Raw genomic sequence first — 24,833 nt, 5'->3', positions numbered from 1 at the left:
CCGGCTTACGGGAGGCTGCTGCCTCCCGGTGCGCCGCGCGCCCTACTCGAAGGCCCGCGCGGCCGCTTCCTCGACATGTCGCACGGCCTCGTCCAGTTCCTCGGACGGGGCCGTTTCCAGTGCCACGGCCAGGTCCCGGCCGGCCACGGCGAGCTGGTCGCCGACCGCGAAGACCCCGGCGTCCGGCATGACCCTGGGCTCCCGGCCGGGCTCCTCGGCGCGCTGGGCCCGCGCCGACAGCTCACGCGCGACGGCGAGGCCCCGGGCCGCCGCCCCCCGCTGGAGCCTGCTCTGCGGGGCGGCGCGCAGCCGGTCGGCGAATCGGTCGACGGCGATGATCAGGGGGGTCGTATCGAGCACCCCGCGACCTTATCGCCGTACACACAAAAGCGGCCCGCGGCCTCCTGGAGGAGACCGCGGGCCGCTTTTGGGTGCGCCGGGGGCGATCAGTCGTCGCCGCTGAGGATGGAGAGCAGGCGCAGCATCTCCAGGTAGATCCACACCAGGGTCATGGTGAGGCCGAAGGCGGCCAGCCAGGACTCCTCGCGCGGAGCGCCGTACGCGATGCCGTCCTCGACCTGCTTGAAGTCCAGGGCCAGGAAGCAGGCGCCGAGGATGATGCCGATGACACCGAAGAGGATGCCGAGGCCACCGCTGCGGAAGCCGAGGCCGTCACCGCCGCCGAAGACGGCGAACAGCAGGTTGACGGCCATCAGGAGCACGAAGCCCATGGCGGCGGCCATCACGAAGCCGTAGAAGCGGCGGGTGACGCGAATCCAGCGCATCTTGTACGCGAGCAGCACGCCGGCGAAGACACACATGGTGCCCATCACCGCCTGCATCACGACGCCGGGCCCGATGTACGTGCTGACCGCGCTGGAGATGACGCCGAGGAAGACACCCTCGAAGGCGGCATAGGCGATGATCAGCGCGGGTACGGGCTTGCGCTTGAAGGACTGGACCATGGACAGCACGAACGCGATGAGCGCCGCGCCGACGGCGATGCCGTACGACTTGTTGAGGTTCGCCTCGTCCACCGGCAGCAGGGCCCAGGCGAGCGCGGCACCGAGCACCACCGTGCCCAGCGTCATCGCCGTGCGGGTGACGACGTCGTCGATCGTCATCGCGCCGGTACGGGCGGGCGCGGGGGCGCCCGTGGGGGCGTAGGGGTTGGTCGCGTACGGGTTCGGGGCGGTGCCCTGCGCGTACGGGTTGGCACCCGCTGCGGGGGCCCCGGCCTGCGGCGCCGCGTTGAAGCCCGCGTAACCGTTGTCGCGGCTGAAGCCCCGTCGCGAGAAGACCGGGTTGCTGCTCCTCATCTCACTCCTCCATGGCCACCCAGCGTGGCCTTCCCACAAGAGTAATGGGTAGGCAAAGCAATCGGCCTAGTGCCGAAGGAGGATCTTTCCCCGAACGGACCGGCCGTGCGCGGTCACCCTGCGGTACGTGCGCCCGCCTCCCGGGCCGCGCTCTCCACCCGTGCCCGGTGGCGGCGCCACCATGCCTCGTCACCGGGCGCCATGTCCTCGCTCCCCCGCCGCAGCCCGGTCGCCCCGTCGATCAGCTCCCGGACGAGGTCGGCGTGCCCGGCATGGCGCTGGGTCTCGGCGACGAGGTGGACGAGGATGCGGTGCAGCGACAGCTCGGGCCCGGCACCCCCGTCCTCCCCGGGGAGGACCCCCACGGCGTCCAGCCCGAACGCCTCGACGGTCGCGTCGGAGTGCGCCCACACCCGGCGGTACCGCCCGGTGATCTCCTCCCGGGACTCGTCGGGCGTGGCCCACAGGTCGGCGTTGGGCTCGGCGTCCCCGGCGATCCACAGGGCGGGCGCGTCGACGGGCCGGCCGAAGGCGGTCCCGAGGTAGAACGCCTCGGCCCCGGTCACATGCTTGACGAGCCCGAGCAGATTGGTGCCGGTGGGAGTGAGAGGGCGCCGGATGTCGTACTCGGACAGCCCGTCGAGCTTCCAGAGAAAGGCATCGCGGGCATCCTGAAGATAGAGCCGCAGGTCGTGTTTGAACTGATCCGCATCGGTCATACGTCCAACCTGCCGGTCGAACCACCCCGGGCCCACCGCGTTTCTCAGCCCGTGGACTCCCGCTGTCCGGCAGTGCCGATTCCATCGGTCCCGGGCGCCCGGTTCCGGGTCCGTGATTGCTTTGGACCTTGTACGCGATGGTGCCCGGAACCGGACTTGAACCGGTACGCCCCCGAGGGGCAGCGAGGTTTAAGCTCGCCGTGTCTGCATTCCACCATCCGGGCTTGGCGCGGCTCCGCGTTGGCACATGACCCTATCCGGGGGGCTCGGCGTGATCAGCCGAACAGTGGCTCGATGTTGTCTTATTTATCGATCTCTTGAGTCCCCGTCAGTGCACGTCGGGGGCATACCCACATGCCCGGGCAAGATGGCGGCAGTGCAGGGGTGCCGGGCGAATTGACGGAAAGTCGCCGCACCGACACAGTCGCTTCGCCAGGGGCGCGCCACCGATCGCCAGGGGCGCGCCACCTCGTGGCTGATTTTAGGTCGTGATCTGGTCGTTGACGCACCGCAGAACCGGGCGGGTCGCGAGCGCCGACGGGTCCTCCAGCACGGCGCCCGTGACCCGGATCGTGGTGGTCTCGCCCGGGAGGAGCGTGACGAGCACGGTGTCGGCCTCGGCGTCCGGGTGGAGGCGGTCCGGGAAGAGGCAGAGGTCCCGGAGCAGGGTCTCCGCCCGCACCTCGACGCGGTACGCGGGGGCCCCGGCGCCCTCCTCCTCCGTGACCGTCACCCCGTAGCGCGCCTGCGGCAGGGCGAGTCGCGTGTCCTCCTCGTAGAAGTGCAGGGTCCTGGTCTCGTCCAGACGTGCGACGAGGAGTTCGCGGGCCGGATCGGCCGGGGTCGCGAGCGCGGCGGGCAGGGGGACGCTCGTCGTGGCGCGGGGCGCCGTGGTCACCGGCAGGGCCTCCTCGGCCAGGACCGTGCCGTCCAGGGCGTGCCGGGTCAGGCGAAGGGTGCCCGCCCACGGGGCCGCCGTGTCGTTGACCAGGTGGACGGAGCCGTCGCGGACGGCGATCAGGCGGTCCTCGTACACCGAGCGCAGCGCGTGCCAGAGCGGCTTGCGGCGGCCGTCGCCGTCGACCGCCGACCAGGAGACGACCGGCCAGCAGTCGTTGAGCTGCCAGACGATCGTGCCCATGCAGTACGGCGCGTGCGAGCGGAAGTGGCGGATGCCGAACGCGACGGCGCGGGCCTGGTTGAGCTGGGTGAGCCAGTGCCAGTCGTCGAAGTCCGCGCCGGGCTGCGGCAGATGGTCGCCCAGGCCGCGCAGCAGCTTCGCGTCGCCGTCCTCGGCCTTCTGGTGGTGGGCCAGGAGCGGGGTGCCGGGGGCGAGCGGACCGCTGACCGCGCGGCGGAGCGTGGCGTACGCGGGCGGCCCCTGGAAGCCGAACTCCGCGACGAAGCGCGGCACCCGGTCGGCGTACGCGCGGTAGTCGGCGCGGTTCCAGACGTCCCAGATGTGGATCGTGCCCCGCTCCGGGTCCTGCGGGTGGATGTCCGGGCTGCCGGAGTAGGGCGAGCCCGGCCAGTACGGGCGCGTCGGGTCGGTCTCGGCGACGATCCCGGGCAGCAGCCGGTGGTAGTAGCCGTGGCCCCACGTGCGGTCGCCGAGCTCCTTCTGCCAGCCCCAGTCGGCGTGGCCCTCCAGGTTCTCGTTGTTCCCGCACCACAGGACCAGGGAAGGGTGCGGCGCCAGACGGGTGACGTTCTCGCGCGCCTCGGCCGCCACCTCGTCCCACAGCGGCTGCTCCTCCGGGTAGGCGGCGCAGGCGAACGGGAAGTCCTGCCAGACCAGAAGCCCCTTCTCGTCGCACAGTTCGTAGAAGTCGTCGCTCTCGTAGAGCCCGCCGCCCCACACCCGGACCAGGTTGACGTGGGCGGCGACGGCCTGGTCGAGGCGTTCGGAGAGCTGTTGCCTTGTCAGGCGGGACGGGAAGCAGTCCTCGGGGATCCAGTTGACCCCGCGCACGAAGACCGGCCGGTCGTTCACGGAGATCCGGAACGCCTCCTGTTCGAGCGTGACGGACCGGAATCCCGTGCGGAGGCGGCGCACGTGGTCGCCGGCGCGGACCTCCACCTCGTACAGCGGCTGCTCGCCGTGGCTGTGCGGCCACCAGGGCTCGGCCTGCGGCACCGAGAGGCCGACGGAGACGCGGTGCTCGTCCTCCGTGAGGATGAAGACGCTCCCCGCGCCGGTCACCTCGACCGCGCCCGAGACGGGTTCGATGCCGTCGTGTTCGATCTCCACCTCGGCGGTCAGGAACGGCACGCCCTCCGGGTCCAGGTCGGGCAGCAGCTTCACGGACGCGATGCGCGGGCCGCTCCACGTCTCCAGGGCGACCGGACGCCAGATGCCCGAGGTGACCAGCGTCGGGCCCCAGTCCCAGCCGAAGTTGCAGGCCATCTTGCGGATGAAGGCGTAGGGCTCCGCGTACGCGCCGGGGCGGTAGCCGAGGCGGTCGCGCAGTTCCTCGGCGTAGGTATACGGTGCGGTGAAAATTACGTCGAGGGTATTTTTGCCCTCGCTCAAAAGATCGCGTACGGGAAAGCGGTACGAGCGGTGCTGGTTCGCCGTCCGGCCGATCTCCGTGCCGTTGAGCAGGATCGTCGCGACCGTGTCGAGGCCGTCGAAGCACAGGGCGGCGTGGTCGTGGCCGTCGGGCGTCCAGTCGAAGACGGTGCGGTACGCCCAGTCGGTGCGGCCGATCCAGCCGAGCCGGGTCTCGTTGTCGTCCAGATACGGATCGTCGATGAGCCCGGCGGCCAGCAGGTCCGTGTGGACGCAGCCGGGGACGGTGGCGGGGATGCCGTCGGGAATGCCGCCCGCGGGGAGCCCGGAGGGCACGGGTCCGGCCGGGCGGAGCGTCCAGCCGTCGTGCAGGGGCAGGTGGCGAAGGGTCACGCGGGGGTCCTTCCGCAGTCGGGGAGCTGGGCACAGGCGACGAAGTGGTCCGGCTCGGTCTCGTACAGGTCGGTGGTGGCGCCGCCGCCCCCCTCGTGGAAGGCGCACGTCCGCACCGGCTCCGGCGGGTCCCACGGCTGGTTGAGGCGGGGCACCGCGGCGAGCAGGGTGCGGGTGTACGGGTGGAGGGGGTTGCCGAACACCTTCTGGGTGTCGCCGCGTTCGACCACCCGGCCACGGCGCAGCACCACCGTCTTCTCCGCCAGGTACGTGCCGAGGGCGAGGTCGTGCGTGATGTAGAGGACGCCGAGGCCGCGCTCCTTGAGCCCGGCGAGGAGGTTGAGGACGTCGATGCGGGTGGAGGCGTCGAGCATGCTGGTGATCTCGTCGGCGACCAGGAAGCTCAGGTCGAGCAGGAGGGCGCGGGCGATGAGCAGGCGTTGCAGCTGGCCGCCGCTGAGCTGGTGCGGGTAGCGGCCGAGGACCTGAGCGGGGTCCAGGCGGACATCGCGTACCGCCTTCTCGACGCGGTCGGCCCACTCCGCGTCACGGACGCCCGGGTGGTACGCCCGGCGGACCAGGTCGAAGACGCGGTCGGCGCGGAAGACGGGGTTGTAGCAGGAGAAGGGGTCCTGGAAGACGCCCTGGACGCGCCGGTAGAAGTCCTTGCCGGGCCGCACCCGCTGCCCGTCCAGGGTGAGGGTGCCCGAGCTGACGCCGGTCAGGCCGAGGATCATGCGGCCGATCGTGGACTTGCCGCTGCCGCTCTCGCCGATGAGGGAGACGACCTCGCCGGGCTCGGCCGTGAAGGAGACCCGGTCGACGGCGGTGACGGAGCCGCCTCCGAACGCCCCGGCCCGGTAGGTCTTGGTGACGTGGTCGAGGGTCAGCATCAGGCCTTCCAGCATGCGACGGAGTGGCGGGGGGCGATCTCCACGACCGGGGGCTCCTCGGCGCAGCGCTCGTCCGCGACGGGGCAGCGGTCGCGGAAGCGGCAGCCGGCCGGGGGATTCAGGAGCGAGGGCGGGGCTCCGGCGATGCCCGTGAGGGGCCGGTCGGCGTGCCGGGCCCCGACCTCGGGGAGCGCGCCGAGCAGGAGCTTGGTGTACGGGTGGCGGGGCGCGGTCGTCAGGGTCTTCGTGGGCGCCTTCTCGGCGAGCTTGCCCGCGTACATCACCATGATGGAGTCCGCGATGTGCGAGGTGAGCCCGAGGTCGTGGGTCACGAAGATCATGCTGGTGACCAGGCCCTTGTCGCGCAGCCCGGTCAGTGCGCCGACGACGGCGCGCTGGGTGGAGACGTCGAGCGCGGAGGTGACCTCGTCGGCGATGAGGACGGCCGGGTCGAGCAGGGTGGAGATCACCATGACGGTGCGCTGCTTCATGCCGCCGGACAGCTCGATCGGATAGCGGTCCAGCACGTCGTGGTCGAGGCCCACCAGGTCGAGCCTGCGGTGCAGTTCGGCGGTGTCCACGCTCGCGCCGCGCGACGCGAGCAGCTCGCGGATCATGCGGCCGATGCGGCGGGTCGGGTTGAGGGCGCTCATGGAGTACTGCGGGACGAGCGAGATCCGGTGGAAGCGGAAGGCGTTCATCGCCCGGTCGTCGGCCACGGGCACGTCGTCGCCGTCCAGCGTGACGGTGCCGCCCGCGTGCCGCATCCGGCCGTCGAGGCGGATCAGCGACTTGCCGAGCGTGCTCTTGCCGCAGCCGGACTCACCGGCGAGGCCCAGGATCTCCCCGTCTGCGAGGTCGAAGGAGACGCCGTCCAGGGCCCGCACCTCACCGCGCAGCGTGCGGTAGTGGACCCGGAGGTCGGTCACGGTCAGGGTCATGCGCTCAGACCTCCCTGCGATCGGTCGCGGTCATGGTCAGGCCTCCCGCAGCTTGGGGTTGAAGACCTCGTCGAGGCCGACGTTGGCGACGTACAGCGCTCCGACGATCGCGGTGATCCCGGCGCCGGGCGGAACGAACCACCACCACATGCCCAGTTGGAGGGCGCTCCACTGCTGGGCGCTCTGGAGCATCAGCCCTAGGGAGACGCCCTCGGTGGGGCCGAGCCCGATGAAGTCGAGCGAGGAGGCGATCAGGACCGAGCCGCCGAACAGCAGGATGAACATCATGAAGAGGTACGAGCTCATGTTGGGCGCGATCTCGCGGAAGATGATCCGCCAGGTGCCGCTGCCGCTGAGCCGGGCGAGGTCCACGAACTCACGGGTGCGCAGCGAGAAGGTCTGCGCCCGGATGGCCCTGGCCGCCCACGGCCAGGAGGTGAGCCCGATGAACAGGCCCTGCACGGGCACGGAGCGGACCCCGAGGTACGCGTTGATGATGAGCAGGACGGCGAGCGCGGGCAGCACCAGCACGACGTTGGTGAGCATGTTGAGGATCTCGTCCACGGCACCCCCTCGGTAGCCGGCCAGGAAGCCGACGAGCATGGCGATCGCGGCGGCGATCGCCCCGCCGACGACGCCGACCAGGAACGTGGAGCGCAGCCCGTGCACGAACTGGGCGTAGACGTCCTGCCCGAAGGTGGTGGTGCCCATCCAGTACGTGGAGTCCGGCGGGGCGGCCTGCGGGCCGACGTACTCGTTGGGGTCGGCGTTGTCGAGCAGCGGCGGGCCGACGATCCCGACGAGCAGGAGCAGCACGACGACGGTGAACCCGATGAGCAGCTTCGGGTTGCGGACGGCGTAGTGCAGCGTCTCGCGGCCGGGGCGGGCGGCGGGGGCGGAGGGCGCGGCGGGCTCGGTGGCCGGTTCGGGCACGGTGCTCATGACTGGCCTCCTGCCATGCCGGTGCGGGTGCGGGGATCGACCAGGACGTACACGATGTCGATGAGGAAGTTGGCGATCAGGACGCCGATGACGATGAACAGGAACGCGCCCTGGAGCAGGAAGAAGTCCTGGTTCTGGATCGCGGCGAGGATGAGCGAGCCGAGTCCCGGGTACGCGAAGACGATCTCCGTGACGAGCGCTCCGGCGACCAGCACGCCCAGTTGGAGGGCGAGCCCGGTGATCTGGGGCAGGACGGCGTTGCGGAAGGCGTAGCGGCGGATGAGGCGCTGGGGCGCGCCGAGGGCCGAGAGGTAGTTCGAGTAGTCCGACTCCAGCTCGTAGATGATCATGTTGCGCATGCCGATGGCCCAGCCGCCCAGCGCGACCAGGAAGAGCGACAGGAACGGCAGCATCCAGTGCTGGAACAGGTCCACCGCGAAGGCGAAGGACCAGGTGGGCTGGATGTCGAGGCTGTAGCCGCCGGAGAGCGGGAACCAGCCCGCCTTGGAGCCGAGCGCCCAGGCGAGGACGACGGCGATCCACATGTAGGGCATGGCGGTGAGCAGGTAGCCGGCCGGGAGCACGGTGTTGTCGAGCACCTTGCGGCGGGCGGCGAGCGCCCCGGCCCAGTTCCCCACGAACCAGCTGAGCAGCACGGCGGGAATCATCAGCCCGAGGGTGTACGGGAGTGCGTCGAGCAGGACGTCGGCGACGGGTTTCGGGAACACCCAGATGGACAGGCCGAAGTCGCCCTGGAGGAGGGCGCTCCAGAAGTGCAGGTACTGCTGCCAGACGGGCTCGTCGAAGCCGAAGAGGTTGTTGTAGTAGGCGCGCATGGCCTCGACGGCCTCGGGCTGGGAGACCCGGGCCCGGGCCACCATGGCGGCGACCGGGTCGCCGGGCATGAAGCGCGGGATCATCCAGTTGACGGTGACGGCGACGACGAAGGTCAGCGCGTAGATGAGTAGTTTGCGGGCGAAGTAGCGGCGCAAGAGGGCTCCCCGGAGAGAGCCCCGCCGTGCGGGCTGCGGTCAGGTCGGCGCGCACGGCGGGGCGGTCGTGGATGAGGAGCGGCCGGCGGGGGAAGGCCCCCAGGGACCGGCCGCCCTCAGAACTGCCGTGTCACTTGGCGGGCTTCAGCTGTGTGAGCGCTTCAAAGCCGCCCATCTCCAGCCAGTTGCGCCACATCGCGGGGGCGTACTTGGGCGCTCCGGGCGCGTCCGAGGGCCAGTTGGTCCAGGTGCCGGTGGTGGACTGGGCCCACAGGCCGTTGTACCAGAGGGGGATGACGGGCATCTCCTTCAGCTGGATGTCCTGGATCTTCGAGATGACCTTCTTCATGCCCTCGGTGTCGTCGGTCTTCACCCCGCCGAGCTGCTGGACGAGCTTCCAGGCGTCCTCGTTCTCGTAGCGGCCGAAGTTGACGGTGTTCTGCTGCTTCTGGACGGGCAGCTGGAACATGTACTCGTAGTACGTCCACGGGGTGCTGGAGAGCTGGCGCTCGTTGTTGACGACGAGGTCGAAGTTGCCCTTGCCGCGCTGCTCGTTGAGGGCGTTGGCGTCGGGGAACTCGGTGGTGATCCTGATTCCGGCGGCCTTGGCGGAGGAGGCGATGACCTTGGCCGCCTCCATCCAGTCGGTCCAGCCGGTGGGCACGGCCAGCTTCAGGCTGATCTTCGAGCCGTCCTTGTTCTCCACCAGGCCGTCCCCGTCGGTGTCCCGGTAGCCGGCGTCCGCGAGGATCTGCTTGGCCTTGGCGGTGTCGAAGGTGAAGCCCTCGCTCGCGACGAGGCCCTTGTCGATGTACTTGTCCCACTGCGGGAGCAGCCCGGTCGGGTCGGCCCCCTTGACCAGGCCCCCGTACACGCCCTTGACGATCTTCCCGGTGTCGACGGAGGCGGCGAGCGCCCGGCGGAAGGCGGCGTCGTTCATCGGCTTCTTGGTGGTGTTGGGCACCAGCCAGGCGGTGTTGGCGGAGAGCATGTAGGGCGGCTCGTCGTAGTACGAGACGACCTTCTTGCTTTTGACCAGGGAGGCGGCCCCGGGCAGGAAGTTGTTGCTCAGGTCCAGCTGGTTCTGGCCGAGCTGGCCGATGACGACCTCGTTGCTGGGGTTGGAGACGTCCACGATGTAGCGGGGCGCGGGCTTCATGGAGAGCGCCTTGACGCCCCACCAGTCGTCGCGCCGCTGCCAGACGACCCGGTCCTGGGTGTGGCTCTTGAGCGTGTACGCGCCGGTGCCGACGGGCTTGTCGTTGACGCCGTCCAGGATCTCCTTCTCGGAACGTTTGCCCCAGATGTGTTCGGGAACGACGGGCTGCCCGTAGAGCGTGAAGTCCCACTCCTGGTAGCGGGCCTCCTTGAAGGTGAAGCGGACCGTGGTGGCGTCCACCGCCTCGGCGCCGGAGAGCCAGCTCCACAGGCTGTGGAAGGCGGACGCCTCGATCTTCCCGATCTCATAGGAGTAGGCGACGTCCTTCGCGGTGAGGGGCTTGCCGTCGGACCACTTGATGCCGGGGCGCAGCTTCACCTCGTAGGTCTTGTCCCCGGTCCAGCTGCCCGACTCGGCGAGCCAGGGCGTGAGCTTGCCCGCGTCGGGGTCGAAGTGGAACAGGGTCTCGTAGACGAGGCCCTTGGTGCCGGTGGCGTGGTCCCAGTTGTGCAGCGGGTTGTAGTTGGCCGGCGGCCCCCACTGGGTGCCGGTGGTGTAGAGCGTCTCGTTGCGGGGGAGGGCGCCGCCTCCCCCGCCGCCGGTCCCCGAGCCGCCCGAGGAGCCGCCCCCCGTGCACGCGGTGGCGGTGAGTGCGATCACGGCGAGCGTGGCCGCGACCCGTCCGCGGAATCCCGTGCCCATCGTCCCTCCTTCTCCCCGCCGTCCCTGCCGAGCGGAGTTACTGAACCGGGTAAGTGCCGTGAAATTAAGGCCACCTCATGCCCCTGTCAAGGGTGCGGGAGCGCTCCCATTGCGTGTACGGGCCAGGCGAGTTGGGCGATCACGCTCGGAGGAGGGGCCCGCGCACACCCGTCGCGGCGGCTAGGATGTGGCCGCAGCACGAACCGGTTAAGCGAGGTCACATGCCCAAACGCCCCACGATCGCCGACATCGCGGCCCGCGCCGGGGTGTCCAAGGTCGCCGTGTCCTACGCGCTGAACGACCGGCCGGGCGTCTCCCCCGCGACCCGGTCCGCCATCAAGGCCATCGCGCAGGAGATCGGCTGGCGCCCCAACAGCGCGGCGCGCGCCCTCACCCGGGCCAGGGCCGACGCGGTGGGCCTCGCGCTGTGCCGGCCCGCCCAGCTGCTCGGCGTCGAGCCGTTCTTCATGGAGCTGATCAGCGGCATCGAGTCCGAACTCTCGCCGCGCGGCTGCGCCCTGCTCCTCCAGGTCGTCACGGACCCGGCCCAGGAGCTGGAGGTCTACCGCCGCTGGTGGGGCGAGGGCCGGGTGGACGGCGTCTTCCTCACCGACCTGCGCGGCGCCGACCCCCGCATCGAGGGCGTCGCCGGGCTCGGCCTGCCCGCCGTGGCGATCGGCCACCCCTCGGCGGCCGGCCCCCTCCCCGCCGTGTGGTCCGACGACGCGGCGGCGGTCCGCGACACCTTCGCGTATCTCGCCGCCCTCGGCCACCGCTCGGTCGCCCGGGTCGCCGGGATGCCGGAGCTGAACCACACCGCCCTGCGCGACCGGGCCCAGCGTGAGGTCTGCGCCGAACTGGGCCTCGGCGAGCCGGTCGTCGTGCACACGGGCTACTCCGGCGACGACGGGGCGCACGCCACGCGCCGCCTGGTCAGCTCGCCCGGGCGGCCCACCGCGATCGTGTACGACAACGACATCATGGCCGTCGCGGGGCTGTCGGTCGCCCAGGAGATGGGACTCGACGTGCCGGGCGACCTGTCGCTCGTCGCCTGGGACGACTCCCAGCTCTCCCGGGTCGTCCGGCCCCCGCTGACGGCGCTGAGCCGCGACATCCCGGCGTACGGCAGCCTCGCGGCCCGGACCCTGCTGTCCCTGATCACGGACGGCGGCGCCGAGGGGCACGAGGACGAGGCGGGCCGCCTGGTGCCGCGGGGGTCGACGGGGGCGCCGAACAAGGCCCCCTGAGCCGTGCGGCGGCGGATGTCATACCCGAGGAGGACGCCGACGGGCCCCTCATGCGACTCAAGAGGGCCCCTGGAACGGGCACCGGGATTGACGACCGGGCGCCGTCCGGCGGAGACGATGGAGCGGTACCCCTGACCCGGGGCCCACGCCGACGCGGCGGGCCGCCGGGCGGGCTCCGTCCCGTACGCACCCCACCCTGGAGTCTGCTGTGACCACCATGTCCACCGCTCACCGCGCCACCGCGGTGGCCGCCCGCGCCACGGAACTGTCCAAGGTCTACGGCGAGGGCGAGACCCGGGTGACCGCTCTCGACCGGGTCACCGTGGACTTCCCGCAGGGCGAGTTCACCGCGATCATGGGCCCGTCGGGCTCCGGCAAGTCCACGCTGATGCACTGCGTGGCGGGCCTCGACAGCTTCAGCAGCGGTTCGGTGCGCATCGGCGAGACGGAGCTGGGCGCGCTCAAGGACAAGCAGCTCACGCAGCTGCGCAGGGACAAGATCGGCTTCATCTTCCAGGCGTTCAACCTGCTGCCGACGCTCACCGCCCTGGAGAACATCACGCTCCCGATGGACATCGCGGGCCGCAGGCCGAACCAGGAGTGGCTGCACCGGGTCATCGACATGGTGGGCCTCTCCGACCGGCTGAAGCACCGCCCCACCGAGCTCTCCGGCGGCCAGCAGCAGCGCGTGGCGGTGGCCCGCGCCCTGGCCTCGCAGCCCGAGATCATCTTCGGGGACGAGCCGACCGGCAACCTCGACTCGCGCTCCGGCGCCGAGGTCCTGGGCTTCCTGCGCAACTCCGTGCGCGAACTGGGCCAGACCGTGGTGATGGTGACCCACGACCCGGTCGCCGCCTCCTACGCGGACCGGGTCATCTTCCTGGCGGACGGGGCGATCGTCGACCAGATGATCCGCCCCACCGCCGACGGGGTGCTGGACCGGATGAAGGCGTTCGACGCCAAGGGCCGCACCAGCTGAGCCGGGCCGTTCCGGCGCTTCGTACCCCTTCCTCCGGCTCGCCGTTCCCCGGGCCGGCAGACACCCAGGACTGACTGACATGTTCCGTACCGCCCTGCGCAATGTGCTCGCGCACAAGGCCAGGCTGCTGATGACGATCCTCGCCGTGATGCTCGGCGTGGCCTTCGTCTCCGGCACCCTGGTCTTCACCGACACCCTCGGCAACGCCTTCCGCAACCAGTCGGCCAAGAGCTACGACGACATCGCCGTCGCCGTCACCACCCATGCCGACCAGCTCGACAAGGAGACCCCCGCCGTCGGCGAGGCCGCCCTGGAGAAGATCCGGGCCCTGGACGGCGTCGCGTCCGTCACCGGCCGGGTCGACGGCTTCGCCGGGGTCGCCGACCCCGACGGCAAGCTGATCGGCAACGGCTGGTCCAACACCGGCTCCAACTTCGCCCCCGGCAAGGACGGCAAGGACCCCGCGTACACCTTCACCGACGGCACGGGTCCCACCCGGCCCGGCAGCATCGCGCTGGACCGCGACACCGCGGAGAAGGGCGAGTACCGGGTCGGCGACAAGGTCCGCGTGGCCACCAACGGGCCGGTGAAGGAGTACACCCTGTCCGGGGTGTTCACCACCGAGGACGGCGCGGTCAACGCGGGCGGCAGTCTGGTCCTGTTCGACACCCCGGTCGCGCAGAAGCTGTTCCTGCGCCCCGGTGAGTTCAAGGACGTGTCCGTCGCCGCCGCCCCCGGCACCTCCGACCAGGAGCTGCTGGCGGCCGTGAAGCCGCTGCTGCCGAAGGACGCCGAGGCCAAGACCGGCAAGGCGCGCGCGGACGAGCAGGCCGCGGACATCGAGGCGGGGCTCAGCGACCTCAACAAGCTGCTGCTCGCCTTCGCCGGGGTCGCCCTCTTCGTCGGCGTCTTCCTGATCGCCAACACCTTCACCATGCTGGTCGCCCAGCGCACCAAGGAGCTGGCCCTGATGCGCGCCGTCGGTGCGTCGCGCCGCCAGGTGAAGCGCTCGGTGCTCCTGGAGGCGGCCGTGGTCGGCCTCATCGCCTCCGTCGTCGGTTTCGCCGTGGGCCTCGGCCTCGCGACCGGGCTGCGCTCCGCGATGAGCCTGCTCGGCGGCAAGATCCCGGCCGGGCCGCTGGTGATCGCCCCGGTGACGGTGATCGCCGCGTTCGCCGTCGGCGTCCTGATCACCGTGCTGGCCGCCTGGCTGCCCGCCCGCCGGGCCGCGAAGATCCCGCCGGTCGCCGCGATGAACAGCGCGCACGCGGTGGCGACGGTCAAGTCACTCGTCCTGCGCAACACCGTCGGCGGCATCATCACGCTGCTGGGCACGGCGGCGATCGTCGGCGGTGCGGCCCAGGCGGGGTCGGACGGCCAGCTGCTCATCGCGGGCGGCACGTTCCTCGCGCTGATCGGCGTCATCGTCCTCATCCCGCTGCTGTCCCGCCCCGTGATCGCCCTGGTGCGCCCGCTGCTGCGGCGGCTGTTCGGGGTCTCCGGCAAGCTGGCCGCGCAGAACGCCGTCCGCAATCCCCGCCGCACCGGTGCCACCGCCTCCGCACTGGCGATCGGCCTCACCCTCGTCACCGGGATCTCGGTGCTCGGCGTCACCCTCGGCCGGGCGGTCGACAAGGTGACCATGGACAACATCAAGGCCGACTACATGGTCTCGATGGCCAGCGGTGACGCGCTCGACGAGGCGGCGCTGACCGCCCTGGAGAAGGCCGACGGCGTCACCGCCGCATCGCCCCAGCAGGCCGTCTGGCTGACGATCGGCGGGAAGGGCGTCTCGGCCTCCGGCGTCACCCCGGGCGACGTGCAGCAGGTGCTCGCCGTCGACACCGTCGCGGGCTCCCTGGACACCCTGGAGAAGGGGCAGATCGCGGTCGCCGAGAAGACCGCGAAGTCGCACGGCTGGAAGCCCGGGGACACCGTTTCGGTCACGTACCAGGACGAGAAGAAGGAGACGCTGAAGGTCGGCGCGCTCTACACGGACAACGAGTTCCTCTCGCCGGTCCTGATCCCGCGCGCCACCGTCGCCCCGCACGAGGGCAAGGGCGACATCCAGGAGGTCTGGGTCAAGACGGACGGCGGCGCGAGCGCGGCCAACGAGCAGGCGCTGGTGGACGCCCTGGGCGACAACCCGGGCATGAGCATCATGGACCGTCAGGACATCCGGGACATGTTCGGCGGCGGCGTCAACCTCGCGATGAACATCATGTACGGCCTGCTCGGCATGGCTCTGATCATCGCGGTGCTCGGGGTCGTCAACACCCTGGCCATGTCGGTGTTCGAGCGCCAGCAGGAGATCGGCATGCTGCGGGCGATCGGCCTGGACCGGCGCCGGGTGAAGCGGATGATCCGGCTGGAGGCGGTGGTGATCTCGCTGTTCGGCGCGCTCGTCGGCATCGGACTCGGGCTGTTCCTCGGCTGGGCGATCGGGCAGACCGTGGCCGCGGAGATCCCGCAGTACGTGCTGGTGATCCCCTGGAGCCGGATCGCGGTCTTCCTGGTCCTGGCCGGTCTGGTCGGCGTGCTCGCCGCCCTGTGGCCCGCCCGCAGCGCCGCGAAGCTCAACATGCTGACGGCCATCAAGACCGAGTGACCGCAGCGGTACGCACGGAAGGGGCCGGTGTCCGCGGACACCGGCCCCTTCCGTGCGTACAGCCGTGCTTCACGTCGCTCAGGCGGTCGCGTCGGCCTTCCAGGCGCGGGCGCGCAACGGCATGCGCGAGGCGCCGTCCGCCTCCGGGCGCACCGCGAGGATCTGGTTGACCCCGATCCTGTTGCGCTCGAAGGAGAGCGCGGACGCGGCCATGTAGAGCCGCCAGACCCGGGCCCGCCCGGGCGAGACCAGCTTCACGGCGCTCTTCCAGCCCCGCTCCAGGTTGGCGACCCACTGCCGCAGGGTCAGCGCGTAGTGCTCGCGCAGCGCCTCGACGTCCCGGGCCTCGAAGCCGGCCTCCTCCAGCAGGGCGAGGGTCCGGCCGACCGGGGCCAGTTCCCCGTCCGGGAAGACATAGGCGTCGATGAACGCGTCGATCTCGTACGCCGACTCGTCCTTCTCCGGGCGGCGCCCGATCTGGTGGTTGAGGAGGCGCCCGCCGGGCCTGAGGAGGGCGAAGAGGTCGTCGGCGTACTCCCGGTAGCGGACGGAGCCGACGTGCTCCGCCATGCCGATGGACGAGATGGCGTCGTAGGGGCCGTCTCGGACGTCCCGGTAGTCCTGGACCCTGATCTCCACGCGGTCGGTCAGGCCCTCGTCGGCGACGCGCTTGCGGGCGTAGGCGGCCTGTTCGGTGGAGAGGGTGACGCCGGTGACGTGGGCGCCGTACTCGCGGGCGGCGTGGATGGCCATGGAGCCCCAGCCGCAGCCGACGTCCAGCAGGCGGTCGCCCTCCTTGAGGGCCAGTTTGCGGCAGACCAGGTCCAGCTTGTCGCGCTGGGCGTCCTCCAGGGTCCCCGCGTCCTCCCAGTAGGCGCAGGAGTAAACCATGGACGGGCCCAGCACCAGTTCGTAGAAGTCGTTGCCCACGTCGTAGTGGTGGCTGATCGCCTCCTTGTCGCGGCGTCTGGTGTGCAGGGGGCCGCTGCGGCGGCGCACCTCCTCGGGCGGCGGGGCGGGCGGCAGCCAGGGCCCGGAGAGCTTCAGCAGGTCCGCGGCGGCGGCGCGCGTCCTCGGGTCGCGCAGGGCCCGGAGGCCGGACGGGGCGTCGGTGCCGCGCTCCCAGACGAGCCCGGCCATCAGGTCCAGGGCCTCGTAGAGGTCGCCCTCGATGTCGAGTTCGCCGGCCACCCAGGCGCGGGCCAGGCCGAGTTCGCCCGGCTTCCACAGCAGCCGGCGCAGGGCCCGGCGGTTCCTGATGACGAGGACGGGGGCTCCGGGCGGTCCGGATTCGCTGCCGTCCCAGGCCCGGATGCGGACGGGTAGGGGTTGACCCAGCAACTGCTGGGCGAGAGCGGTCAGCCGCAATGCGGCGTCTGCCATGGCGCACACCTCCGTGACGGTGTTTCCCGACGTGCCCAGACATGCCCACACATGTCCCGGACCACGCCCCGGCACCCGGGGCGCCTTGGCGTGGTACATCCCCCACAACAGTCTCCGGCGGCCCTGCCATCCCGCTACCGGGCAAGGGAACGGCAAAATGCGTGCATGGCACATGCATCCGCCGGGGGTGCGGGCCCGCACCGCGCACCGCCCCTTCGGAGCGGGATACGCCGAAGGGGCCGCCCGCACCACGGATGGCGGACGGCCCCTTCGGGCGTCGAACTGCTCGCTCCGGCGGGAGCGGTGGGCTAGGAAGCCTTGGCCTTCTCGCCCACGGGCTTCGCGGCGGCCGGTGCGGGGGCCGGCTTGGCGGCCTCGTAGAACTCCTCGCGCGGCGTCTCCATGGCGCCGAGGGAGACGACCTCGCGCTTGAGGAACATCGCGAGGGTCCAGTCGGCGAAGATCCGGATCTTGCGGTTCCAGGTCGGCATCGCCAGACCGTGGTAGCCACGGTGCATGTACCAGGCGAGGCGGCCCTTGAGCTTGATCTTCATCTTGCCCATGACGATCATCGCCACGCCCTTGTGCAGGCCCAGACCGGCGACCGCGCCCTTGTTGGCGTGGCTGTAGTCGGCCTGCGGGAAGCCGCGCATCCCGGAGATCACGTTGTCGCCGAGGACCTTGGCCTGGCGCAGCGCGTGCTGGGCGTTCGGCGGGCACCAGGCGTTGGGGTTGCCCGCCTTGCGGCCGACCATGTCCGGGACCTGGGCGTTGTCGCCCGCGGCCCAGATGTAGTCGGTGCCCTGCACCTGGAGCTTCTCGGTGGTGTCCACGTGGCCGCGGGGGCCGAGCGGCAGGCCGAAGCGGGCCAGCGCCGGGTTCGGCTTCACACCGGCGGTCCACACGATGGTGTTGGAGTCGACCTCCAGGCCGTTCTTCAGCACCACGTGGCCGTCGACGCAGGAGTCCATGGAGGTCGAGAGGAAGACCTCGACACCACGGGACTCCAGGTGCTCGCGGCCCCAGGTCCCGAGCTTCGGGCCGACCTCGGGAAGGATCTTGTCGGCGGCGTCGACCAGGATGAAGCGCATGTCCTCGCGCTTCACGTTGGTGTAGTACTTGGCCGCGTCGCGGGCCATGTCCTCGACCTCGCCGATGGTCTCCGCACCGGCGAACCCGCCGCCCACGAAGACGAAGGTGAGGGCCCGGCGGCGGACGTCCTCGTCGGTCGTGGAGTCGGCCTTGTCCAGCTGCTCCAGGACGTGGTTGCGCAGGCCGATGGCCTCCTCGATGCCCTTCATGCCGATGCCCTGCTCGGCGAGGCCGGGGATCGGGAAGGTGCGGGAGACCGCGCCGAGCGCGATGACCAGGTAGTCGAAGGGCAGCTCGTAGGCCTCGCCGACGAGCGGCGCGACCGTGGCGACCTTGCGGTCCTGGTCGATCGTGGTGACACGACCGGTGAGCACCTCGGCCTTGGGCAGGACGCGTCGCAGCGGGACGACGACATGCCGGGGCGAGATGCTGCCGGCGGCAGCTTCGGGGAGGAAGGGCTGATAGGTCATGTACGACCGGGGGTCGACGACCGTGACGGTCGCCTCGCCGTAGCGCATCTTCTTGAGGATGCGCCGAGCTGCGTACAGACCTACGTACCCACCGCCTACTACGAGGATCCTGGGACGCTCCGTGGTGCTCATGCCATCGAGTATCCACCCCACCCGGGAGCCATGCTCGTGAGCCCCTTCACAAGGTTCGGGCAACCCTCTGCTATAGTTCGCCGCCCACGTGACCCAGGTCATGACCCGCCTCGGGAACCCCGTTACAGTGGTGAACGTTGTTCACCGCCTGCGAGCTGGCCCTTGGCCCTCGGACCCGGGTGAAGGGCCCTCCCGGTCCACCTCGGCGTAACACTCCCGGAACCTCCCGGTCCGGCCCCCGAGTGACCCCGCTCACCTCCCCCGCCACCCGTCCGGAGCAGAAGACGGGACCGAGGTGGGCAATTCCTTGTGAAGAAGTTCACGAAGTTGGTGGCGAGGCGGCCCGAAAGCCGCCCCACCAGGCACGCCCCACCCTCTCAACGGTGCGGAAGGTGCGACGCATGAGCGCCCGGCTCACGCCAGCGAGAACGCGATTCCGTCCAGGATGTCGTGTTCGCTCACCACGACCTCGCGCGCCCCGGTCCGCTCCATCACGGCCTGGAGGATCAGCGCACCGGACGGGATCACGTCGACCCGGCCCGGGTGCATCGCGCCGATCGCCGCGCGCTCCGCATGGGTCGAGGCCAGCAGCCGCGCGGTGATCTTCCGGACCTGCTCCAGGGAGACGCGGGAGTGGTGGATCGCCTCGGAGTCGTACTCCTCCAGGCCCAGCGCGATCGCGGCCACCGTGGTGACCGTCCCGGCGAGGCCCACCAGCGTGGCCGCCGACGAGAGCGGCACGGTCTCCTCGGCGAGGTCCAGGGCGGCCGCCACGTCGGCGCGGACCGCTTCGATCCCGGCGGCCGAGGGCGGATCGGCGACGACGCCGTCGCGCACGAGGTGGCGCTCGGTCATCCGCACGCAGCCGATGTCCACGGACCGGGCGGCCCGCACCTCGTCGTCGCCGACGACGAACTCGGTGGAGCCGCCGCCGATGTCCACGACCAGGTACGGCTTCGCGAGGTCGTCGCGCCCGGTCAGCTCCTTGGTCGCCCCGGCGAACGAGAACGCGGCCTCCTGGTCCCCGCTGATCACCTCCGGCTCGACGCCCAGGATGTCCACCACCCCGCGCACGAAGTCGTCCCGGTTCTCCGCGTCCCGGGAGGCGGAGGTGGCAACGAAACGGATCTTCTCGGCGCCGTGCTCCTCGATCACCGTCGCGTAGCTCCGGCAGGCGGCGAACGTGCGCTCCAGCGCCTCGGGGGCGAGCTGGCCGGTCCGGTCGACGCCCTGCCCCAGCCGGACGATCTCCATCCGCCGGGCGTGCTCGACGAGCTTCCCGGTGACCGGGTCGGCGTCCGCGACCAGCAGGCGGATCGAGTTGGTGCCGCAGTCGATGGCGGCCACGCGCGTCATGTCCGGCGCCCCCTCAGCCCTCGTCCGTGCCCTGCTCGCCGCACGGCGACACGCACGGGCCCTTGCGCCACCACTCCGGGAGCATCGCGATCGCCTCGTCGCCCAGCGGGTTGACGCCGGGGCCGGCCGCCAGCGAGTGCCCGACGAGCACGTGCAGGCACTTCACCCGGTCGGGCATGCCGCCGGCGCTCGGGAAGCCCTCCAGGACCTCGATGGCGTCGCGGCGCGCGATGTAGTCCTCGTGCGCCGCCCGGTAGGCCGCCGCGAGCTCGGGGTCCTTGCCCAGGCGCTCGGTCATCTCCTTCATGACCCCGTTCGCCTCCAGCGTGCCGATCGCAGACGCGGCGCGCGGGCACGTCAGGTAGTACGTCGTCGGGAACGGCGTGCCGTCCTCCAGCCGGGGCTGCGTCTCGACCACGTCCGGGTTGCCGCACGGGCAGCGGTGCGCGATGGCGCGCAGCCCGCGCGGCGGGCGGCCCAGCTGCTGCTGGAACGCGGCGATGTCCGCCTCGGTGGGGACGGTGGGCTCGGTCTGGGGAGGGGGCGTTTCCATGCCTGCCTTGGGTGCTGATCGGACTGCTCGAACCGCGGGTTCTGCAGAGGTACGGGGATGGGGGCGGCCGTCAGCCGCGGTCGGCGCTGTCCACGCCGTCCCACAGGTTGGAGTGCCAGGGCCGGTCCGTCTCGGCCGGCTTCCCGTTGCGCTCCTTGACCGCGTCGGGGTCGACCACGGTGTAGCCGGTCTCCCCCGGAAGAACGTAGTGCAGGTGCTCACGGGCCAGCCGCTTGATGTACGCGTCGTCCTGGAGCCGGGCCTTCTGGTCCCGCAGCTCCTCGGTGCGCGCCTCCGCCTCCCGCGCCTGCCTGCGCTGGTCGGCGATCTCGTCGCGCTGCGACACGTACTGACGCATCGGATACGCGAGGGCGACGACCAGGGAGCAGACGACCAGGGCCAGGAAGGCGGCCCGGCCGGTGAGCCGGGAGCGGCGGGCCTGACGCCGGTTCTGGGACCGGTAGACGCGGGCGGCGGTCTGCTCACCGAGCAGCCGCAGCCGGGTCGCGGTGGAGAACCGGTCCCGGTCCTTCACGGCCATGTTCCCGCCTCCCCATTACGACGTCCGTCCCCGCACACGGTACGTGACCGGGCGCGGGGACGGACGGAGGCGGGGGCGGTCGCCCTGCCGGGCTGTGGTCAGCCCTTGAAGCGCGGGAACGCCGAGCGGCCCGCGTACACCGCGGCGTCGTCGAGGATCTCCTCGATGCGCAGCAGCTGGTTGTACTTGGCGACGCGGTCCGAGCGGGCCGGGGCGCCGGTCTTGATCTGGCCGCAGTTCACGGCGACGGCGAGGTCGGCGATGGTGACGTCCTCGGTCTCGCCGGAGCGGTGCGACATCATGCACTTGAAGCCGTTGCGCTGGGCCAGCTCGACGGCGTCCAGGGTCTCGGTCAGCGAGCCGATCTGGTTGACCTTGACGAGCAGGGCGTTGGCGGAGCCCTCCTCGATGCCGCGGGCCAGGCGCTCCGGGTTGGTGACGAAGAGGTCGTCGCCGACGATCTGGACCTTGGCGCCCAGCTTGTCGGTAATGACCTTCCAGCCGGCCCAGTCGTCCTCGTACAGCGGGTCCTCGATGGAGACCAGCGGGTACGCGGAGACGAGCTCCTCGTAGTACTCGGTCATCTCGGCGGCCGAGCGGGACTTGCCCTCGAACTCGTACGAGCCGTCCTTGTAGAACTCCGAGGCGGCGACGTCGAGCGCGAGCGCGATGTCCTTGCCCGGGGCGTAACCGGCCTCCTTGATGGCCTCGATGATGAGGTCGAGGGCGGCGCGGTTGGACTCCAGGTTCGGCGCGAAGCCGCCCTCGTCGCCGAGGCCGGTGGACAGGCCCTTGGTCTTCAGGACCTTCTTCAGCGTGTGGTAGACCTCGGCGCCCCAGCGCAGCGCCTCCGAGAAGGACTCGGCGCCGATCGGCGCGATCATGAACTCCTGGATGTCCACGTTGGAGTCGGCGTGCGAGCCGCCGTTCAGGATGTTCATCATCGGAACGGGCAGCAGGTGCGCGTTCGGGCCGCCGAGGTAGCGGAACAGCGGGAGGTCGCTGGCCTCGGAGGCGGCGTGGGCGACGGCGAGGGAGACGCCGAGGATGGCGTTGGCGCCGAGCGAGCCCTTGTTCTCCGTGGCGTCCAGGTCGAACATCGCCTGGTCGATGAGGCGCTGCTCGGTGGCGTCGTAGCCGACGAGCTCCGGGCCGATCTGCTCGATCACGGCGAGGACGGCCTTCTCGACGCCCTTGCCCTGGTAGCGGTTGGGGTCGCCGTCACGAAGCTCAATGGCCTCGAACGCACCGGTGGAGGCGCCGGACGGAACAGCAGCACGACCGGTGCTGCCGTCGTCGAGGCCGACCTCGACCTCGACCGTGGGGTTGCCCCGGGAGTCGAGGATTTCCCGGGCTACGACGACGTCGATGGACGGCACGAGGCATCTCCTTCTGGGATATGACGCTGGTTGTGCAGGGTCACTTTGGCCTTGCGACAAGAGCCTAACCGGCCCGGCCGTCGGCGTCGGCCGACCGCCCGTCCCCTGGGACGAAAAAGGACCCAAGGGCGGGCATAGCGGGGCGAAAGACCGAATAACTACTGACCGGTAACTACAACAGTTGAACGATGACGGGCCACCCGCCGACCCCAATGCGGCGTGCCCCGGCCCGGCACACACGGGGGGAGAGTGCGTGCCGGGCCGGGGCGGCCTGAGCGATCAGCGAGGAGGGATCGCGGTTACTTCGTCAGGTGGAGCTGCTGGCCCGGGTAGATCAGGTCGGCGTCCTGGACGATGTCCTTGTTCAGCTTGAACAGCTGCTGCCAGCCGCCCTTGACGTGGTGGTCGGCCGCGATCTTGCTCAGCGTGTCACCGGCGACGACCTTGTACTCGCCGTCACCCTTGGCGACCTGCTTGCCGGTGGGGGTGGTGACCGTCTTCTTCGGGGCGTCCGAGCGGTCGGAGCGGTTGGTGGCCGGGGCCTCGGTGCGCTCGGCCTTCTTCGGGGCGGCCTCCTGCTTGGGGGCGGCCTCCTGCTTCGCGGCACCGGAGCCGGTGTCGACGCCCGGGTCGACACCGTCGTTGGTCAGGTTGCCGGCACCGGCGCAGGACCAGGCGCCCGGGCCCTGCATGTCGAGGAGCTTCTCGGCGGTGGCGATCTGCTGGGCCTTGGTGGCCAGGTCGGCGCGGGGCGCGTACTGCGTACCGCCGGCGGCGGCCCAGCTGGACTGGGAGAACTGCAGGCCGCCGTAGTAGCCGTTGCCGGTGTTGATCGACCAGTTGCCGCCGGACTCGCACTGGGCGACGGCGTCCCAGGTGGCGACGGAGGCGGCGGAGGCGTTGGTCGCGCCCATCAGCGGAACGGCGACGGCGGCACCGGCGACACCGGCGAGCGTCGCGACACGGACGGCCTTGGAGGGGCGGCGGTGCTTGTTGCCCTTGCGGTTGAGCAGCATCGAGTCTTCTCCTCACCGACGCCTGCGAGGTGAGCTGTCGGGTTCGGGCCAAGTGAGTTGCCCGGCCGCGCTCCTGGCGCGACTTCACCCCTAGCCGGCCCCGATTCGTCTCCCGACGACCGGGCCCAGCGCCTACCTGGGTCCCCCGCTCCTGCCTACGGCGCTTTCGCGTCTGTTCCCTTCGACCGACGGCAGGATTCGGCGTGACGGTCGACGGGGCCCGCGGTGCGAGCGGTTCCGACCGTAATCACACCCACCGGCCATATTCAAAGAAGGACATACCGGATAATCATCCCGTAAGAGCATCCGATGAACCCTCATTTGTGCAGGTCGGAAGGGATGCGACGGGACCTCCCGGACAAGGGGCGTCAGTTCACGCAAAGAGACCCATGTCTCACTCGGTCAAAAGTGGGACATGGGCCTCTTAAACCACCCAAAGCACAAGGGGCTCTAACGGCTCATCCGGCGTTCTCGGCGGCCTTCTCCCGGGCCGCGTCACCCAGGCCCAGATCGAGGTTCTGGCCGGGCAGGATGAGGTCCGGGTCGGAGCCCACCTCGGCCTTGTTCGCCTCGTACAGCTCGGGCCAGCCGCCGGGCAGGTCCTGCGCGTCGGCGATCGCCCAGAGGTTGTCGCCCGGCCGGACCGTGTACGTGCCGTCAGCCGGCCGCGTGGCGCTGTCGCGCGCGTCGCCGTCGCCCCGCGAGGCGTGCCGGCCCGCGTCGCGCCCGTCGGCCGCCCGGGCTGCTTCGTCGGCGGCCGGGGCGCCCCGGTGCTTGCCGCCCTTCGCCCGCGCGTCGCCCTTCGCGCCGGCCGAGGGGTCCGCGGAGGGGTCGGCCGAGGGCGTGGAAGAGGGGTCGGCCGAGGGCGACGGTGTGCCCGAGGGGCCGGCGGACGGGGAGGCGTCGGCCTCGGCGCTCCGGCCCGCGTGCTTGCCGGAGCTCTTACCTGCGTCCTTGTCCGTGGCGGCCGCGCCGGACGCCTCGTCCGAGGGGGTGGCCGACGCGCCCGAGGAGGCGTCGTCCACCGGATCGGTGCCGAGACCGGCGTCGAGGCCCGAGTCGGCGCCCCGCACGGACTCGTCCGCGTCCTCGTCGCCCGGGTCCACGTCCGCCGCGCCCGCGGCCTTGCTGAGCCCGGAGATCACCGCACAGCTCGGCCACGCCTTCGGACCCTTGGCGGCCAGGACCCGCTCGGCCACCGCGATCTGCTGCGAGCGGCTGGCGAGGTCGGCGCGCTCGGCGTACGCCTCACCGCCGTACGCCTTCCACAGCTCCGGCGTGAACTGGAGGCCGCCGTAGGAGCCGTTACCGAGGTCGGCGCTCCACATCCCGCCGCTCTCGCAGTCGGCCACCCGGTCCCAGGTCGTGGTGTCCGCGGCGTGCGCGCTTGCCGCGCCGAGCAGCGGGATGGCGATGGCCGAGCCGGTGACGCCTGCGGCGACCACGATCGCGGGTGCCTGACGAGGGCGGCGGTGTCTGCCGTTCGCGGAGCCCATGGGAGATGC

General features: G+C 71.1%; 20 protein-coding genes, 1 tRNA gene and 1 riboswitch. Of the genes, 3 read left to right on the top strand and 18 right to left on the bottom strand.

Annotated elements, in window-relative coordinates:
• Positions 1–42 precede the first annotated feature (42 nt).
• The 10 genes from AB0L33_RS18150 to AB0L33_RS18105 all read right to left on the bottom strand — a co-directional run bounded on the left by AB0L33_RS18150 (position 43) and on the right by AB0L33_RS18105 (position 10,572).
• On the bottom strand, positions 43–360 hold the full coding sequence (locus AB0L33_RS18150; RefSeq protein WP_365682473.1) for a hypothetical protein: 318 nt from the start codon (positions 358–360) through the stop codon (positions 43–45).
• Positions 361–446: 86 nt separating this feature from the next.
• On the bottom strand, positions 447–1,319 hold the full coding sequence (locus tag AB0L33_RS18145; protein ID WP_365682470.1) for a Bax inhibitor-1/YccA family protein: 873 nt from the start codon (positions 1,317–1,319) through the stop codon (positions 447–449).
• Positions 1,320–1,432: 113 nt separating this feature from the next.
• A complete protein-coding gene (locus AB0L33_RS18140; RefSeq protein WP_365682468.1) occupies positions 1,433–2,038 on the bottom strand; it encodes a DinB family protein in 606 nt (201 codons plus the stop codon).
• Between the two features lie 138 nt (positions 2,039–2,176).
• A tRNA-Leu gene (locus tag AB0L33_RS18135) sits at positions 2,177–2,262 on the bottom strand.
• Between the two features lie 257 nt (positions 2,263–2,519).
• On the bottom strand, positions 2,520–4,943 hold the full coding sequence (locus AB0L33_RS18130; RefSeq protein WP_365682466.1) for a glycoside hydrolase family 2 TIM barrel-domain containing protein: 2,424 nt from the start codon (positions 4,941–4,943) through the stop codon (positions 2,520–2,522).
• Positions 4,940–5,851: an ATP-binding cassette domain-containing protein gene (locus AB0L33_RS18125; RefSeq protein WP_365682464.1), complete on the bottom strand. Its 912-nt coding sequence runs from the start codon at positions 5,849–5,851 to the stop codon at positions 4,940–4,942. Before AB0L33_RS18125 ends, AB0L33_RS18130 begins: the two co-directional genes overlap by 4 nt.
• Positions 5,836–6,777, bottom strand: coding sequence for an ABC transporter ATP-binding protein (locus AB0L33_RS18120; protein WP_365682462.1), 942 nt, complete (start codon positions 6,775–6,777; stop codon positions 5,836–5,838). Before AB0L33_RS18120 ends, AB0L33_RS18125 begins: the two co-directional genes overlap by 16 nt.
• 36 nt (positions 6,778–6,813) lie before the next feature.
• The gene (locus AB0L33_RS18115) at positions 6,814–7,719 is read right to left on the bottom strand and encodes an ABC transporter permease (RefSeq protein ID WP_365682460.1); all 906 of its coding nucleotides are present in this window, start codon (positions 7,717–7,719) and stop codon (positions 6,814–6,816) included.
• A complete protein-coding gene (locus tag AB0L33_RS18110) occupies positions 7,716–8,711 on the bottom strand; it encodes an ABC transporter permease (RefSeq protein WP_365682457.1) in 996 nt (331 codons plus the stop codon). Before AB0L33_RS18110 ends, AB0L33_RS18115 begins: the two co-directional genes overlap by 4 nt.
• A 130-nt stretch (positions 8,712–8,841) precedes the next feature.
• Complete coding sequence (locus tag AB0L33_RS18105; RefSeq protein ID WP_365682455.1) at positions 8,842–10,572, bottom strand: ABC transporter substrate-binding protein; 1,731 nt, start codon at positions 10,570–10,572, stop codon at positions 8,842–8,844.
• 221 nt (positions 10,573–10,793) lie between these two features.
• Between AB0L33_RS18105 and AB0L33_RS18100 the strand changes: the two genes are divergently transcribed.
• The 3 genes from AB0L33_RS18100 (at position 10,794) to AB0L33_RS18090 (ending at position 15,406) form a co-directional block, all read left to right on the top strand.
• Positions 10,794–11,819, top strand: coding sequence for a LacI family DNA-binding transcriptional regulator (locus AB0L33_RS18100; RefSeq protein WP_365682453.1), 1,026 nt, complete (start codon positions 10,794–10,796; stop codon positions 11,817–11,819).
• 208 nt (positions 11,820–12,027) lie between these two features.
• Complete coding sequence (locus tag AB0L33_RS18095) at positions 12,028–12,798, top strand: ABC transporter ATP-binding protein (RefSeq protein WP_365682451.1); 771 nt, start codon at positions 12,028–12,030, stop codon at positions 12,796–12,798.
• Between the two features lie 79 nt (positions 12,799–12,877).
• Entirely contained in the window at positions 12,878–15,406 is a 2,529-nt protein-coding gene (locus AB0L33_RS18090; protein WP_365682449.1) for an ABC transporter permease, read from the top strand.
• Positions 15,407–15,484: 78 nt separating this feature from the next.
• On the opposite strand, the gene AB0L33_RS18085 is transcribed toward AB0L33_RS18090, so the two are convergent.
• The 8 genes from AB0L33_RS18085 to AB0L33_RS18050 form a co-directional block, all read right to left on the bottom strand.
• A complete protein-coding gene (locus AB0L33_RS18085; protein ID WP_365682448.1) occupies positions 15,485–16,789 on the bottom strand; it encodes a cyclopropane-fatty-acyl-phospholipid synthase family protein in 1,305 nt (434 codons plus the stop codon).
• Between the two features lie 308 nt (positions 16,790–17,097).
• Positions 17,098–18,483 carry an NAD(P)/FAD-dependent oxidoreductase gene (locus tag AB0L33_RS18080; RefSeq protein WP_073968545.1) on the bottom strand — a complete coding sequence of 462 codons (1,386 nt, stop codon included), beginning with the start codon at positions 18,481–18,483 and terminating at the stop codon, positions 17,098–17,100.
• 414 nt (positions 18,484–18,897) lie between these two features.
• Entirely contained in the window at positions 18,898–19,839 is a 942-nt protein-coding gene (locus AB0L33_RS18075) for a Ppx/GppA phosphatase family protein (RefSeq protein WP_365682446.1), read from the bottom strand.
• 13 nt (positions 19,840–19,852) lie between these two features.
• A complete protein-coding gene (locus AB0L33_RS18070; protein WP_073968547.1) occupies positions 19,853–20,392 on the bottom strand; it encodes a DUF501 domain-containing protein in 540 nt (179 codons plus the stop codon).
• Positions 20,393–20,462: 70 nt separating this feature from the next.
• On the bottom strand, positions 20,463–20,933 hold the full coding sequence (locus tag AB0L33_RS18065; RefSeq protein WP_164400414.1) for a septum formation initiator family protein: 471 nt from the start codon (positions 20,931–20,933) through the stop codon (positions 20,463–20,465).
• Between the two features lie 98 nt (positions 20,934–21,031).
• A complete protein-coding gene (eno, locus tag AB0L33_RS18060) occupies positions 21,032–22,312 on the bottom strand; it encodes a phosphopyruvate hydratase (RefSeq protein WP_018104074.1) in 1,281 nt (426 codons plus the stop codon).
• A 299-nt stretch (positions 22,313–22,611) separates the two neighbouring features.
• On the bottom strand, positions 22,612–23,328 hold the full coding sequence (locus tag AB0L33_RS18055) for a transglycosylase family protein (protein ID WP_365682443.1): 717 nt from the start codon (positions 23,326–23,328) through the stop codon (positions 22,612–22,614).
• A gap of 4 nt (positions 23,329–23,332) precedes the next feature.
• Positions 23,333–23,501: riboswitch (cyclic di-AMP (ydaO/yuaA leader) on the bottom strand.
• A gap of 285 nt (positions 23,502–23,786) precedes the next feature.
• Positions 23,787–24,824 (bottom strand): transglycosylase family protein, encoded by a 1,038-nt coding sequence (locus tag AB0L33_RS18050; RefSeq protein WP_365682441.1) that lies wholly within the window; start codon positions 24,822–24,824, stop codon positions 23,787–23,789.
• Between the last annotated feature and the right edge of the window lie 9 nt (positions 24,825–24,833).

It is taken from the genome of Streptomyces sp. NPDC052299 (genome assembly GCF_040679335.1).
Lineage (GTDB): Bacteria > Actinomycetota > Actinomycetes > Streptomycetales > Streptomycetaceae > Streptomyces.
This window is presented reverse-complemented; position numbering and strand designations above follow the sequence as displayed.

Coding starts and splice junctions, on each gene's coding strand:
- AB0L33_RS18145 (WP_365682470.1), bottom strand. CDS start 1,319: ATGAGGAGCAGCAACCCGGTCTTCTCGCGACGGGGCTTCAGCCGCGAC.
- AB0L33_RS18140 (WP_365682468.1), bottom strand. CDS start 2,038: ATGACCGATGCGGATCAGTTCAAACACGACCTGCGGCTCTATCTTCAG.
- AB0L33_RS18125 (WP_365682464.1), bottom strand. CDS start 5,851: ATGCTGGAAGGCCTGATGCTGACCCTCGACCACGTCACCAAGACCTAC.
- AB0L33_RS18120 (WP_365682462.1), bottom strand. CDS start 6,777: ATGACCCTGACCGTGACCGACCTCCGGGTCCACTACCGCACGCTGCGC.
- AB0L33_RS18115 (WP_365682460.1), bottom strand. CDS start 7,719: ATGAGCACCGTGCCCGAACCGGCCACCGAGCCCGCCGCGCCCTCCGCC.
- AB0L33_RS18105 (WP_365682455.1), bottom strand. CDS start 10,572: ATGGGCACGGGATTCCGCGGACGGGTCGCGGCCACGCTCGCCGTGATC.
- AB0L33_RS18100 (WP_365682453.1), top strand. CDS start 10,794: ATGCCCAAACGCCCCACGATCGCCGACATCGCGGCCCGCGCCGGGGTG.
- AB0L33_RS18090 (WP_365682449.1), top strand. CDS start 12,878: ATGTTCCGTACCGCCCTGCGCAATGTGCTCGCGCACAAGGCCAGGCTG.
- AB0L33_RS18085 (WP_365682448.1), bottom strand. CDS start 16,789: ATGGCAGACGCCGCATTGCGGCTGACCGCTCTCGCCCAGCAGTTGCTG.
- AB0L33_RS18080 (WP_073968545.1), bottom strand. CDS start 18,483: ATGAGCACCACGGAGCGTCCCAGGATCCTCGTAGTAGGCGGTGGGTAC.
- AB0L33_RS18075 (WP_365682446.1), bottom strand. CDS start 19,839: ATGACGCGCGTGGCCGCCATCGACTGCGGCACCAACTCGATCCGCCTG.
- AB0L33_RS18070 (WP_073968547.1), bottom strand. CDS start 20,392: ATGGAAACGCCCCCTCCCCAGACCGAGCCCACCGTCCCCACCGAGGCG.
- AB0L33_RS18065 (WP_164400414.1), bottom strand. CDS start 20,933: ATGGCCGTGAAGGACCGGGACCGGTTCTCCACCGCGACCCGGCTGCGG.
- AB0L33_RS18055 (WP_365682443.1), bottom strand. CDS start 23,328: ATGCTGCTCAACCGCAAGGGCAACAAGCACCGCCGCCCCTCCAAGGCC.
- AB0L33_RS18050 (WP_365682441.1), bottom strand. CDS start 24,824: ATGGGCTCCGCGAACGGCAGACACCGCCGCCCTCGTCAGGCACCCGCG.